General features: G+C 69.4%; 11 protein-coding genes. 7 read left to right on the top strand and 4 right to left on the bottom strand.

Annotation, left to right across the window (positions count from 1 at the left end):
* Positions 1-327: 327 nt before the first annotated feature.
* The 4 genes from ACVCMG_RS04485 to ACVCMG_RS04470 all read left to right on the top strand — a co-directional run bounded on the left by ACVCMG_RS04485 (position 328) and on the right by ACVCMG_RS04470 (position 3,961).
* The gene (locus ACVCMG_RS04485; RefSeq protein ID WP_447100631.1) at positions 328-660 is read left to right on the top strand and encodes a hypothetical protein; all 333 of its coding nucleotides are present in this window, start codon (positions 328-330) and stop codon (positions 658-660) included.
* A gap of 69 nt (positions 661-729) precedes the next feature.
* Positions 730-1,788: a radical SAM protein gene (locus ACVCMG_RS04480; protein WP_447114980.1), complete on the top strand. Its 1,059-nt coding sequence runs from the start codon at positions 730-732 to the stop codon at positions 1,786-1,788.
* 20 nt (positions 1,789-1,808) lie between these two features.
* Positions 1,809-3,239 carry a hypothetical protein gene (locus ACVCMG_RS04475; protein ID WP_447099276.1) on the top strand — a complete coding sequence of 477 codons (1,431 nt, stop codon included), beginning with the start codon at positions 1,809-1,811 and terminating at the stop codon, positions 3,237-3,239.
* Between the two features lie 41 nt (positions 3,240-3,280).
* The gene (locus ACVCMG_RS04470) at positions 3,281-3,961 is read left to right on the top strand and encodes a glutathione S-transferase N-terminal domain-containing protein (protein WP_447114979.1); all 681 of its coding nucleotides are present in this window, start codon (positions 3,281-3,283) and stop codon (positions 3,959-3,961) included.
* A 42-nt stretch (positions 3,962-4,003) separates the two neighbouring features.
* Here the strand turns inward: ACVCMG_RS04470 and ACVCMG_RS04465 are convergent, their stop codons facing one another.
* The 4 genes from ACVCMG_RS04465 to ACVCMG_RS04450 all read right to left on the bottom strand — a co-directional run bounded on the left by ACVCMG_RS04465 (position 4,004) and on the right by ACVCMG_RS04450 (position 8,155).
* Positions 4,004-4,753 (bottom strand): class I SAM-dependent methyltransferase, encoded by a 750-nt coding sequence (locus ACVCMG_RS04465; protein WP_447114978.1) that lies wholly within the window; start codon positions 4,751-4,753, stop codon positions 4,004-4,006.
* A gap of 40 nt (positions 4,754-4,793) precedes the next feature.
* Positions 4,794-5,477 carry an SDR family NAD(P)-dependent oxidoreductase gene (locus ACVCMG_RS04460; RefSeq protein WP_447114977.1) on the bottom strand — a complete coding sequence of 228 codons (684 nt, stop codon included), beginning with the start codon at positions 5,475-5,477 and terminating at the stop codon, positions 4,794-4,796.
* A gap of 71 nt (positions 5,478-5,548) precedes the next feature.
* Positions 5,549-6,841: a M24 family metallopeptidase gene (locus tag ACVCMG_RS04455; RefSeq protein WP_447114976.1), complete on the bottom strand. Its 1,293-nt coding sequence runs from the start codon at positions 6,839-6,841 to the stop codon at positions 5,549-5,551.
* A gap of 48 nt (positions 6,842-6,889) precedes the next feature.
* Positions 6,890-8,155, bottom strand: a complete 1,266-nt coding sequence (locus ACVCMG_RS04450; RefSeq protein ID WP_447114975.1) for an MFS transporter — start codon at positions 8,153-8,155, stop codon at positions 6,890-6,892.
* Positions 8,156-8,521: 366 nt separating this feature from the next.
* Here ACVCMG_RS04450 and ACVCMG_RS04445 point away from each other — a divergent pair, with 366 nt between their 5' ends.
* The 3 genes from ACVCMG_RS04445 (at position 8,522) to ACVCMG_RS04435 (ending at position 12,874) form a co-directional block, all read left to right on the top strand.
* A complete protein-coding gene (locus ACVCMG_RS04445; protein WP_447115391.1) occupies positions 8,522-10,438 on the top strand; it encodes a M61 family metallopeptidase in 1,917 nt (638 codons plus the stop codon).
* 32 nt (positions 10,439-10,470) lie between these two features.
* Positions 10,471-11,328, top strand: a complete 858-nt coding sequence (locus ACVCMG_RS04440; RefSeq protein ID WP_447114974.1) for an endonuclease/exonuclease/phosphatase family protein — start codon at positions 10,471-10,473, stop codon at positions 11,326-11,328.
* Positions 11,329-11,653: 325 nt separating this feature from the next.
* Entirely contained in the window at positions 11,654-12,874 is a 1,221-nt protein-coding gene (locus tag ACVCMG_RS04435; protein ID WP_447114973.1) for a serine hydrolase domain-containing protein, read from the top strand.
* Positions 12,875-12,878: the final 4 nt, after the last annotated feature.

Below are 12,878 nucleotides of genomic sequence, written 5' to 3'. Positions count from 1 at the left end.
TGTCGGGAGCGCCGCAGGAAAAAAAGCGAGGCGCGCGGCGTGGGTTCATTCCGCACGGCAGTGTGCAAATAGGAATGAAGCGTGGTGGGTATCACCTGACCCGGGGGAACGCGGTAGCGGGTCATTCGCGCCCCGGTTCGCGGCGCGTGGACGTGCGGCGGCCGCGCTGCGGCGCGGTCGCGGTGTCGTTGCGTGCTGGCATGTCGCTTGCTGGACATGGCGTCGGGGGCGGGCGATCGGACTCCGGCGGCGGGCAGGCCGCCGGGTTCCGGTTGTCGCAGCCGCCTTCGCCCGGGCAACCGGCAATCCAGCGCAGGAGGCTTCTTCATGGCCACGACTCGCAAGATCACAAGCAACGCGAACAGGGGCTCGGCCAAACTGTTCGCCCTCAAGCCGCACGATCACGCCGGCATCGCCAAGGCGCTCGGCGTGGCACGCGGCGATTACGAAGTGAAGTGGTGGTGGAAATACGGACAGCCGGCGATCGACCTGATCCAGGCACAACTGGAGGTCAACGCCAAGCAACTCGGCCCGGTGGTCAGCCAGCTGATGCGGCTGAACGGTCCGACGCTGCAGGTCAGCGCATCGTGCTTCCCCTACGGCATCCCGGTGCCGGAGTGGTTCCGGCTCGAAGTGAATATCCGCAACGCCGGTCGCTAGAGGCCGACTGATGCATCCACGCGGCCGGGAGCCATCGCCCGGCCGCCGTTGCCTTGCCGCGAGAACGTCATGGGCCCGACCGGCGACGTCGTCAACGTCATCCAGATCCACCCCACGCTGCGCTGCAACCTGCGTTGCCGGCATTGCTACTCGACCTCCGGTCCGGAGCAGCGCGGCGAGCTGGACGTGGAGCTGCTCGAGCGCTTCCTCGCCGACGCAGCGGGCGAGGGTTACAACGCGATCGGCATGTCCGGCGGCGAACCGCTGACCTGGAAGCCGCTGCCGCGCCTGCTGGCCTGCGCGCGGTCGCTGGGTTTCGCCACCTCGGTCACCAGCAACGGTTTGCTGCTCGATGCGCGGCGGCTGGCGCAACTGGCGCCGCATCTCGGGCTGCTGGCGATCAGCCTCGATGGCGTGCCGGAGAGCCACAACCGCATGCGCAATCGCGCGCACGCGTTCGAGCAGATGCGCGCCAGGCTCGACCTGCTGCGCGCCGCCGGCGTGCCGTTCGGTTTCATCTTCACGCTGACCATGGACAACCTGCCGGAGCTGGATTGGGTCGCCGGCTTTGCCGCGACCGAGGGTGCGCGGTTGCTGCAGATCCATCCGCTGGAACAGGTCGGCCGCGCCCGCGAGTACGAGCTGCGTCCGCCGGACGACCTGGAGCTGGCGTACGGGTTTCTCGAAGTGGCGCGGCTGCAGCGGCAGTACCACGGGCAGCTGACCTTGCAGTACGACGTGGCCGATCGCCAGCTGATCGCGCGCGAACCCTGCCGCGCCTTTGCCGGCCCGGCGGTGGCCGCGGACGTGGCCGCCGATGCGCGGCTGGCCGCGCTGGTCTCGCCGCTGGTGGTGCAGGAGGATGGCTGGGTGGTGCCGATCCAGCACGGCTTCGCCACCACCCATGCGATCGCGCGACTCGATCGCGGCCCGTTCCGCACGCAGGCTGCGCGCTGGAAGCGCGAACGCTATCCGCGCTTCCGCCATCTCGCCGAGCAGGTCTGGGCCGGCATGCGCGACGCGCCGGAGCACCTGCCGTTCACCAACTGGTATGCCGCGATCACCACGGCCAGCGCGCATCGACCGGCGCGGCGGCCGCTGACGACGCCGGTGCGGTTGACGGCCTAGGCGAACTTTCGGGGGACGACATGCGCAGATGCATCACCATGGGGTTGATCGCGGGCCTTGCCTGCCTCGGCAGTGTCGATGCGCTGGCGCAGCCGCCAGCGCAATCGCTGCAGCAGTTGCACAAGCACGAGGCATTGGTGCCGGTGGCGAAGGCGGCGAGCAGCGTCACGCATGTGTCTGCCCCGAGTGCGGAGCAACACGTGGCGTTGAGTGATGCGATGCTGCACGTAGTGGCGGGGCAGCCGCCCCTGCCGGCGTCGGCAACCACTACCAGGCCGGCCGCCGTACTCAGCCCGGCTGCCGCACGGGCGGCGCAGAAGTTCCATCTCGACCCGCTGGCCCTGAGCAGCGGCGAGGTGAAGGCGGTGTCCGGCAGCCATGTCGAAGTGGTCAATCCCGATACGGTTGCCGAACAGGCACGGCCGGGTTCGGTCTTCGTCACCCGCACCGGTACCGGCGCGACCCGGGTGGCGCTGTCGGCGCCGCTGCGCGCGGCGCTGCCGGCCGGGGCGCAGACATCCGCCGTGCGGCTGGGTTATGTGGTGAGCGCCACCACCGGGGCGGAGGCCAGCCCGGTGCGGCTGGCTGCGCTCATCGCCGACAACACCGGGCTGGTGCTGGACGCTGCGCATTCCGCCTGGCGCGGCGGCTTCTCGGTGGCGCTGTCCAATCTCGACGATCCCGCCGATCGGCGCCCGCTGAACACGCCGGTCACCGTGGCGATCACCGCGGCCGGTGCCTCCGACGTGACGCCCGCGCCGCTCAGCATCGCCGACGTCGGGCGCTGGCATGCGGTGCGCGTGACCGTGCCGGATTTCCCCGGCGACCGCTACCACGTGTCGGTCAGCGCCGACCCGCAGGATCGCGGCAACGCGATCGACCTGCCGGTGGTGAAACCCACCATCGAGGTGATCGCCGCCAACCCGCAGATCGCCGGCTGGGGCATCGGCCAGACCGCGATCACGCTGCGCGCCCGCGGCCTGGTCACGCCCGACGGCTATCCGGTGACGCTGCGCAACGAGCACGGCTCGCTCGACCCCACCTACGTGAAGCTCGACGCGCAGGGCGTGGCCACCGCGCGGCTGCGCTCTGATTCGGCCAGCTCCACCAGCGTGAGTGTCGCCGACGCCGGCGTGGTTTCCCAACCGGCCACCGTGGTGTTCACCGCGCCGTGGCTGTTCCTGGCCGCGGCTGTTGCCGGCGGTCTCCTCGGTGCGTTCATCCGCGGCAAGGGGCGCCGCCGAGCCTGGTACGCGTTGGCGATCGGCGTGGCGTCGGCGATCCTGATGACGCTGGCCTACGCAGTCGGCATCGACTGGGTCAGCCGCGCGCTGCCGTCGGCGCACCTGGCCACCTCCGGCGAGGCGGTGATCTTCGTGCTGGGCGCGATCGCCGCGCTGCTCGGCGTGGGCGTGCTGCTGCCGGCGGGTGGGGGAGGGAAGGACGCTTGATCGGGGGACGCAGACGGCGGCGATAATGACGGGATTCTCCTGTGCGAGGCGCCGCGATGTCCGTTCAATCCGACGAGGCCGCTGCGAGCCCGCTGCCGCGCATCACCGGGCGCAGCAGTTCCCACTACACCCGTCTGGCACGCATGTTCGCGCACGAGCTGGACGTGGCCTGCGAGTTTGCGCCGGTGTACGACCTGGCCTCGCTGGACGAGCGCAGCTACACGGGCAACCCCGCCCTCAAGTTGCCGGTGCTCAGTCATGGCGGGACAGTGGTTTTCGGGACCGAGAACATCTGCCGCACGCTGGCGGAGCTCGCCCCGCGCTCCGCCGTGATTCTCTGGCCCGAGAATCTGCGTGACGCGCCGGCGCGCAACGCGCAGGAGCTGGTCTGGCACGCGATGCAGGCCCAGGTGCAGCTCGGGTTCGGCACGCAGATCGCGGGGCTTTCGCCGGACAGCATCTACTTCGTCAAGGCGGCCACGGGCCTGCGCAACGCACTGGCGTGGCTTGACGAGCGGGCGCCCTCGATCATCGCCACCCTGCCGCCGCACGATCTGGGCATGCTGGAAGTGTCGCTGTTCTGCCTGCTCGAACACCTGGCCTTCCGCACCACCGTGCCACTCGCGCCGTATGTGCGGCTCGGCGATTTCGCCCGCGTCTTCGGGCAGCGGGCTTCGGCGCGAAGCACGGCTTATCGGTTTGACACGCCCGCTCGGGATTGAAGCGGTCGGCCCCGGCGAAGCGCTGCGCCGAGCCTGGCGACGTCAGCTCGCCTCCGCGCGCACCAGCCACACCTCGCCGCGGCGTGCGCGCGGCAGTCCGTTGAACAAGGCGAACCAGGGTGCGAGCAGGCGCACGGTCCAGCCCAGCCGGCGGATGCGGCGGAACGGGCTGGAGACGGCGCGTTCGGCGTGGATGGTGAAGCCGGCTTCCTGCAGCGCCTTTTCCAGCACCCAGGGGCTCAGCGGCGTGATGTGGCCCTGTTCGCGGTAGTCGATGTCGCGAAACCACTGGAACTGGCCCGTGCGCAGGAACAGCGCCTGCGAGACCGGGTTGGCGATGTTCGGCGTGGACAGCACCAGTTGCCCGCCGACCGGCAGCAGGGCGCGGATCTGTCGCAGCACCTCGCGCGGGTTTTCCAGGTGCTCGACGATTTCCAGCGCCATCACCGCGTCGAAGCCCTGCGGCCATTGCGCGGCGAATGCGCCGTTGAGGTCGGCCGCGACGAAGGGCACGTCGGTCGGCTTGAAGCTTTCGGGAAACAGGTCGCTGGCGGTGACCTGGAAACCCAGGTCGGTCAGCCGCAACGACATCGCGCCGCTGCCGGCCCCGAACTCCAGCACGCGCGCCCCCGCGCTGGCCGCGCCGACCAGCAGTTCGGTGGCCGCCTCATGCAATCCGGGGGCGGCGTAGATCGGCAGGCCCTTGTACTCGCGCATCGGCTGGCCCGCGAAGCCGGTGCGGAAGTTCTCGGCGCGCGCGCTGGCCTGGTCGGCCACGGAGGGAGTGGGCATGGGCGTCGTGGTGGGCGGCTGGAGGGTTGAGGGGCGGCGGTCACACGCGCCCGGTCACCGGGATCAGGGCGCCGGTGATGGCGGCGGACTGTTTCGACAGCAGGAACACGATCACGTCGGCCAGTTGCTCCGGTTTGACCCAGCGCGTGAAGTCGGCCTTCGGCATGTCGGCGCGGTTGGGCGGCGTGTCGAGGATGCTGGGCAGCAGCGCGTTGACGGTAATGTCGCGCTCCTTGAGCTCCTCGGCGAGCGATTCGGTGAAGCGCATCACGCCGGACTTGGAGGCGGTATAGGCCGCCACGCCGGCGCCGGCCTTGAGCGCGGACGCGGCGCCGATGTTGATGATGCGTCCGCCGGCATGCAGGTGTTTCAGCGCGGCCTGGCTCGCCGCGACGGCGGTGCGCAGGTTGACCCGGTAGAGCAGGTCCCAGGTGTCCGCGTTGCCGTCGGCCACGCTCTCGTAGCGAAACATGCCGGCGATGTTGACCAGCGCGTCGAGCCCGCCCATGGCCTCGGCGGCAGTGTCCAGCGCGTTCGCCGCGGCGGCGGGATCGGCCAGGTCGACGCCGCCGATGCAGCTGGCCGCGCCGATGCCTGCGCTCGGTGCGGGGGCACGATCGATGGCGGCGACGCGGGCGCCGGCGGCCAGCGCCGCCTGCACCGTGGCGAGGCCCAGGATGCCGAAACCGCCGGTCACGGCGACGCGCAGGTGGTCCAGTTGCATGGTGTTCTCCCGAGGCTGTCCGCCGGACAGGATAGCCTGCCGCGCAGGCCGTACAAAGAAACGCCAGCCGATCAGCCGAACGGCAGTTCGATCGACGGGCTCTGCGGGGTGAACCAGCGTGCGCCGTCGTCGGTGATGTGCATGTCGTCCTCCAGCCGCACCCCGAACTCGCCGGGGAGGTAGATGCCCGGCTCGTCGCTGAAGGTCATGCCCGTTTCGAGCGCGCGCTTGTTGCCCTGCACGAGGTAGTACCACTCGTGCATGTCCATGCCGATGCCATGGCCGAGGCGGTGGCTGAAGTACTTGTAGCCGGGGCCGTAGCCGGCGTCGACGATGACCTTGCGCGCGGCGGCGTCCACCGATTCCATGGTGGCGCCGGGGTGAGCGGCCTTCAGCGCCGCCTGCTGCGCGCGGTGCACGATGTCGAACACGCGCTTCATCTTGTCGCTGGCCTTGCCCAGCACGAAGGTACGGGTGAGATCGCTCTGGTAGCCGCCGACCTTGCAGCCGTCGTCGAGCATGATCACGGTGCCCTCGCTGATGTGCTGCGGCAGCGGCGAGCCGTGCGGCGAGGCGGTGAACGCGCCGACGTTGACGCTGGCGTCGCCGCGCAGGCCCTGGCGTGCGTAGGCCGCGTCCACCAGGGCGGAAATCTGCTGCTGGGTCATGCCCGGCTGCAACGCCTTCCACACCGCGTGGTACACCGCCAGGGTGGCGTCGTTGGCCAGTTGCATCAACGCCAGCTCGGCCGGGCTCTTGATCGCGCGGCAACCGGCGGTGACCGGCGTGGCGCTGACCAGCTTCACGTGCGGCGCCGCGGCGGCGATGCCGAACTGCGTGGCCGAGCGCAGTTGCTCCTCGATACCCAGCGTGCCGGTGGCCATGCGCCATTCGGCGAGCACGCCGGCGATCAGCGCGTACGGGCTCTCGAACTCCTGCCAGGTGCGCACGTCCTTCCTGCCGAAGGCAATCTGCTCCAGCGTGCGTTCGCGCTCGAACGCCGGCGTGATGTAGACCGGGTCCCCCGATTTCGGCAGCAGCATGCCGGTGGTGCGTTCGCTGACCCACCAGTGCATGCCGGTGAAGTATTCGAGCGAACTGCCGCCGCCCATGAACACCGTGTCCATCCCGTGCTCGGCCATCAGCCGCTGCGCCTTGCGCAGGCGTCCCTCGCGCTCGGCATCGGTGATCGGCACGGCGCGCGGCGCCACCGGTTCCAGCGCCAGGATCGAGGGCGGCAGTGCACTGCCCGTGTCGCTCGCACTGGCGGTACCGGCGCCCAGCAGCGGCAGCGCAGCGGCGCCCAGCGCGGAGTGTTTCAGGAAGCGGCGTCGCGATGGCTGGAGGGTTTCATCGTGGCTCATGGGTGTTCGCCTGGCATGGAGAATGAAAGGTTCGCACACCCGGCGCGGTCACGCGCGCGCAGGCGGTCGCACGTCGGGCAGGAACACCGCCAGCAATCCCAGCAGCGGCAGGAACGCGCAGACCTGGTACACGAACACGATGCCGTAGTGGTCCGCCACCACGCCGAGCACGGCCGCGCCGATGCCGCCGAGGCCGAACGAAAGCCCGTAGAACATGCCTGACACCATGCCGACGCGGTGGGGCATCATGTCCTGCGCGTAGACGATGATCGCCGGGAAGGCCGATGCCAGCACCACGCCGATCACCACGCTCAGGCCCACCGTCCATGCCAGCCCCACGTGCGGCAGCAGCAGGGTGAACGGCGCGATGCCGAGTATCGACACCCAGATCACCTGCTTGCGCCCGATGCGGTCGCCGAGCGGGCCGCCGAACAGGGTGCCGGCGGCCACGGCCATCAGGAACACCGCCAGCAGGTGCGTGGCGGTGGTCATCGACAGGCCGAAGTGGTGGATCAGGTAGAACTCGTAGTAGCTGCTGATGCTGGCCAGGTAGAAGAACTTGGAGAACATCAGCACCATCAGCACGCCCAGCGTGCGGCGCACCACCGGCGCGGGGAAGGGCGGCTGGTCCGAGGCCAGGCGCTTGCGCACGCGCTCCTCGATGTGTCGGCTGTACCAGCGGCTGACCTGCAGCAGCACCACGATGCCCAGCAGCGCCGCCAGCCCGAACCAGCCCACGTGCGCGCGGCCCAGCGTGAGCACCACGCCCGCCGCCATCAGCGGCCCCAGCGCCTGGCCCAGGTTGCCGCCGATCTGGAACACCGACTGCGCCAGGCCATAGCGCCCGCCCGAGGCCATCCGCGCCACCCGCGAGGATTCCGGATGGAACGCCGACGAGCCGCAGCCGATCAGCGCCACCGCCAGCAACAGCACCGGGTAGCTCGGCGCCACCGACATCAGCAGCAGGCCGGCCAGGGTGAAGCACATGCCGACCGGCAGGGTGTACGGCAGCGGGTGCCGGTCGGTGACCATGCCGACCACCGGCTGCAGCAGCGAGGCGGTGAGCTGGAAGGTCAGCGTGATCGCGCCGATCTGGAAAAAGCTCAGCTCGAACTCGCCCTTGAGCAGCGGATAGATCGCCACGATCACCGACTGCATCATGTCGTTGAGCACGTGCGCGAAACTCACCGCGCCCAGCACGCCGTAGCGCGTCCTCGACAATGGCGTGGTGGTGGCCGCGGCGATCACCGGTGGCGCGCCGCCGGCTTCGCTGGCGGTGGCGAGGGAAGAAGTGTTCGACACGGTGTCTTTCATGCGGGGAAGCATCACGGGTGGAGGGGAGTTGCCGTGTCCACGCCGCACGCCGGATCGGGCCGCCGGCCGCACCGGGCAGCGCAGTCACGCGGTCGGCCATCAGCACCGCTCAGGATACGCCGCGGGTCGCCGTCGTCCAAGCAAATGCCTGCGTCGTGCGCATTCGCTTTCCGGCAACCCGTGCCGCGTCACGCGGAAGCCTTGTCGTGGAAAGCAGGTCGCGTGCTACCTGCCGGTACATGGCCGCAGGTTCCTGCGGGCAGGGGCACGCTGCCATGCGCCAGGGCAGTGGTGCTAGTTTGATGCACTTCCCGCCGCATCACGGAGTCGCCCATGCCCGCTCGCCCTTCCGCCCGCTCGTCGGCCATGCGCCGGCTGGCCTGCACTTGCATGCTGGCGACTTCGCTGGCGCTGTCTGCCGGCACCGCGCTGGCGCAGCAACAGCGCAGCCAGCAGGTACCGGACCCGCAGGACACGCCGTACGCCGGCACGATCGCGCTGCATGTCGATGCCAGCGACACGACGCAGGGCATTTTCCGGGTGCAGGAGACGATTCCGGTCACGACCGGGCCGCTGACCCTGCTGTACCCGCAATGGATCCCCGGCGACCACTCGCCCACCGGCCCGATCGACATGCTGGCCGGGCTGAAGCTGAGTGCCGGCGGCAAGCCGCTGGCGTGGAAGCGCGACAAGTACAACGTCTACGCGTTCCATCTCGACGTGCCTGCAGGCGTGTCCAGCCTGGACGTGCAGTTCCAGTACCTGTCGCCGCGCCGCGGCGGCTTCGAGATCACCGACCGCATGATGGACATGGCGTGGAGCAAGGTCGCGCTGTATCCGGCCGGGCACTACACGCGCGGCATCACCTTCGAGCCCAGCCTCACGCTGGCGCCGGGCTGGCAGCTCGGCACTGCGCTGGAGACGTCGGTGCGCAAGGGCGATACCGTCACCTTCAAGCCGGTCACCTTCAACACGCTGGTGGATTCGCCGGTCTACGCCGGCCGCCATTTCAAGCGCGTGGACCTTGCCCCGGGCAGCAAGGTGCCGGTGCACCTGGACATCGTCGCGGATGCGCCGAAGTACCTGGAGATCACGCCGGCGCAGCTCGAGGCGCACCGCGCGCTGGTAAGCCAGGCGGTGAAGCTGTTCGGCTCGCAGCACTATGACCACTACGACTTCCTGTTCTCGCTGTCGGACGTGCTGGCCGGCAACGGCACCGAGCACCACCAGTCCAGCGAGAACGGCCTGGACGCGGACTACTTCACCGCCTGGTCCGACAACGCGCCCAACCGCGACCTGCTGGCGCACGAGTACACGCATTCGTGGAACGGCAAGTTCCGCCGTCCGGCGGATCTGTGGACGCCGAACTTCAACGTGCCGATGGGCGATTCGCTGCTGTGGGTGTACGAGGGCCAGACCCAGTACTGGGGCTTCGTGCTGACCGCGCGCTCCGGCCTGTGGACGGCGCAGCAGTTCCGCGATGCGCTGGCGATGGTCGCGGCCAATTACGACCGCAACCGGGTCGGCTTCGGCTGGCGCACGCTGGAGGACACTACCAACGATCCCACCGCTGCGCTGCGCGCGGCGCTGCCGTACCGCAGCTGGCAGATGAGCGAGGAGTACTACAGCGGCGGCCAGATGATGTGGCTGGCGGTGGATGCAAGAATTCGCAGCCTCACGCACGGGCGCAAATCGCTGGATGATTTCGCCCGTGCCTTCTTCGGCGTCGACGACGGCAGCTTCGTCACCAGGACCTATACCTTCGACGATGTGGTGGCGGCACTGAACGGCGTGGCGAAGAACGACTGGGCGAGCTTCCTGCACGCGCGCGTGGACACGCTGGATCCCCCGCTGGCCAGCGGCCTGGCCGCTACCGGCTGGAAGCTGGTCTACACCGACCAGCCCAGCGCCTATGAAAAGCAGTACGAGAGCCGCCCGGAATCGCCGCGGCACATCTTCAACTTCGCCTGGTCGATCGGGCTGACGCTCACCAAGGGCGGCGAGATCAACGACGTGCGCTGGGACGGCCCGGCGTTCAAGGCCGGCGTGAGCACCGGCGCCACCGTGGTCGCGGTGAACGGGCAGGCGTACGGCACCGACGTGCTCAAGGACGCGATCACCGCGGCCAAGGGCAACCAGGCGCCGATCAAGCTGCTGCTGAAATACCAGGGCAGCCTCCGCGCCGTGGCGGTGGACTACCACGGCGGGCTGCAATATCCGCACCTGCAGCGCATCGAGGGCACGCCGGATTACCTCGGCGACATCATCGCGGCACGGCAGTAGATCGGGCGAACCACCCGGCACGGAGGAAGGCCATGAAACCACGTCACTGGATTGCCATGCTTGCCTGCGCCCTGGCGATGGGTGCGAGCAGTGCCGCGCCGGCGCGCGACGCTGCGCTGCGCGTGATGACCTTCAACGTGCGCGTGCCGGTGGACCAGGGTGCCAACGCGTGGGAGAACCGGCGCGGGCTGATGGTGCAGGTGATCCGCGCGCAGCACCCGGACGTGCTCGGCACGCAGGAGCTGACCGAGGAGCAGGGCGAATACCTCGCCGCGCATCTGCCCGGCTACGCCTGGTTCGGCCAGGGTCGCGAGGGTGGCAGCAAGGGCGAGCACATGGGCGTGTTCTACCGCACCGATCGGCTGGAGGTGCTGCGCTCCGGCGATTTCTGGCTGTCCGACACGCCGGACGTACCCGGCAGCATCACCTGGGGCCAGCCGTATCCGCGCATGGTCACCTGGGCGCGGTTCCGCCTGCGCGATGGCGGCGGCACGTTCGACTACCTCAACACGCACTTCCCCTACCGCGACCAGGACGTGCGCCCGCGCATGCTCAGCGCAGCCGAAATCCTGCGCTGGATCGACCAGCTGCCGGCCGATGCGCGGGTCATCCTCACCGGCGATTTCAACTGTGCGCCGGACACGCCGGTGCACGCGAAGCTGACCGCCGGCTTGCATGACGCCTGGATCGAAGCCGCCACGCGCTCGGGCCCGGCAAGGACGTTCCACAACTTCACCGGCACGCCCGACCGGCGCATCGACTGGATTCTCAGCCGCGGCTTCAAGGCGCGCACGGTGAGCACGGTGACCACGCATGAAGGTGCGCGCTATCCCTCCGATCACTTCCCGGTGGTGGCCGAGCTGGTGGCGACGCCGCCCGCAGTCCAATGAGCGATGCCCGGCCTGCACGAGCCCGCTGGCGGGTGATGCTGTTGGGGCGGGGGTCAGGGATTCGGGATTCGGGATTCGCAAGGTGAAGAGCATCGCCCGCGAGCGGGCTCCCGCGGGGCCCCGCCGGGTTTGAGTCGTCCTGCATTTGACCTGGCGGTGCATTCTTCACGACCGCCATGCCAGCGACGCGAGTCATGTCGCTGACCTGCGGCATGACGACCGGTGAGGCTGACGACTAGAATCGAGCGGCTGTCGCGCCGGTGAATGCAGCCTTCGCCCATTCTCCGGCTGACGCAATCGCGTTCGCCCCACCATCGGAACCACCATGCGTTCGACCCTCGGCTTGCGTCTGCTTTCCCTCGTGCTGTGCCTGGCTGTGCCGCTGCCGCTGCCGCTGTTGGCCAAAGATGCGCCCAGCGTGGGCCAGCAACGCGAGGACGTGCTGTTCTGGACGCAGGCGCAGCGCACGGCGCAGTTTCCGCGCATGTACGAACTGTTTCCCGCCGACCGCGTGGCGCACGGCAGCCACGTGCACGCCTTGCCCGAGGGTGAGCCGCTGGTTCCGCGCTGGGACGCCGCTGGCGTCACGCTGGCCGGCTACATGAGCGAACACTACCTGGCCGGCGTGATGGTGCTGCAGCACGGCCGCATCCGCCTGCAGCGCTACGCGAGCGGCTTCGGGCCAGCGCAGCGCTGGACGTCGTTCTCGGTGGCCAAGTCGGTCACCTCGACCCTGCTCGGCATCGCGCTGCGTCGCGGCGACATCCACGGCATGGACGACACGCTGGAGACCTACATCCCGCAATTGCGCGGCACCGCCTACGCCAAGGTGACCGTGGAGCAATTGCTGACGATGACCTCCGGCGTGCGCTGGAACGAGGATTACGACGACCCGCATTCCGACGTGGCGCAGATGTACCGCAGCGCCTGCGAGAACGGCCAGCCGCATGTGGTCTCGTACCTGGCGAAGTTGCCGCGTGCGTATCCCGCCGGCACGCACTGGAACTACAACACCGCCGAGACCGACCTGCTCGGCATCCTGGTCCAGCGCGCCACCGGCCAGTCGCTGGCGGGCTATCTGTCGCAGACGATCTGGAAGCCGTACGGCATGGCCTCGGACGCGTACTGGCTGAAGGACGAATGCGACGGCAGCGACACCGGCGGCAGCGGGCTCTCCGCCACCCTGGCCGACTACGCGCGCATCGGCCAGTTCATGCTCGACGGCGGCCGCATCGACGGCCAGCCGGTAATCGCCGACGCGTGGCTGCACGGCGCCATGCGCAAGCAGCAGGAGGTGGCCAGCCCCGGCCACGGCTACGGCTACCTGTGGTGGACCGATGCCGACGGCAGCTACGCCGCGATCGGCATCTTCGGCCAGATGGTCTACGTCGATCCGGCGCGGCAACTCGTGATCGTGCAGGTGGGTGCGTGGCCGCAGGCGACCTCGAAGGCGCTGGTGGCCTCGCGCCGTGCCTTCATCAAGGCCGTGCAGCGCGGCGCGGATGCACCCGTTGGCGAGCGCCGGTCTCCCAGCCATTCCCGCTGAGCGT

The sequence above is a fragment of the Rhodanobacter sp. UC4451_H18 genome (genome assembly GCF_052978225.1).
Note: the sequence above shows the minus strand (reverse complement) of the source record. Positions and strands in the feature narration are given on the sequence as shown.

Bases quoted from the DNA above. Each gene is read 5' to 3' on its own strand.
- ACVCMG_RS04460 (WP_447114977.1), bottom strand. From the start codon at position 5,477: ATGCAACTGGACCACCTGCGCGTCGCCGTGACCGGCGGTTTCGGCATC.
- ACVCMG_RS04480 (WP_447114980.1), top strand. From the start codon at position 730: ATGGGCCCGACCGGCGACGTCGTCAACGTCATCCAGATCCACCCCACG.
- ACVCMG_RS04485 (WP_447100631.1), top strand. From the start codon at position 328: ATGGCCACGACTCGCAAGATCACAAGCAACGCGAACAGGGGCTCGGCC.
- ACVCMG_RS04465 (WP_447114978.1), bottom strand. From the start codon at position 4,753: ATGCCCACTCCCTCCGTGGCCGACCAGGCCAGCGCGCGCGCCGAGAAC.
- ACVCMG_RS04450 (WP_447114975.1), bottom strand. From the start codon at position 8,155: ATGAAAGACACCGTGTCGAACACTTCTTCCCTCGCCACCGCCAGCGAA.
- ACVCMG_RS04440 (WP_447114974.1), top strand. From the start codon at position 10,471: ATGAAACCACGTCACTGGATTGCCATGCTTGCCTGCGCCCTGGCGATG.
- ACVCMG_RS04455 (WP_447114976.1), bottom strand. From the start codon at position 6,841: ATGAGCCACGATGAAACCCTCCAGCCATCGCGACGCCGCTTCCTGAAA.
- ACVCMG_RS04445 (WP_447115391.1), top strand. From the start codon at position 8,522: ATGCGCCGGCTGGCCTGCACTTGCATGCTGGCGACTTCGCTGGCGCTG.
- ACVCMG_RS04435 (WP_447114973.1), top strand. From the start codon at position 11,654: ATGCGTTCGACCCTCGGCTTGCGTCTGCTTTCCCTCGTGCTGTGCCTG.
- ACVCMG_RS04475 (WP_447099276.1), top strand. From the start codon at position 1,809: ATGCGCAGATGCATCACCATGGGGTTGATCGCGGGCCTTGCCTGCCTC.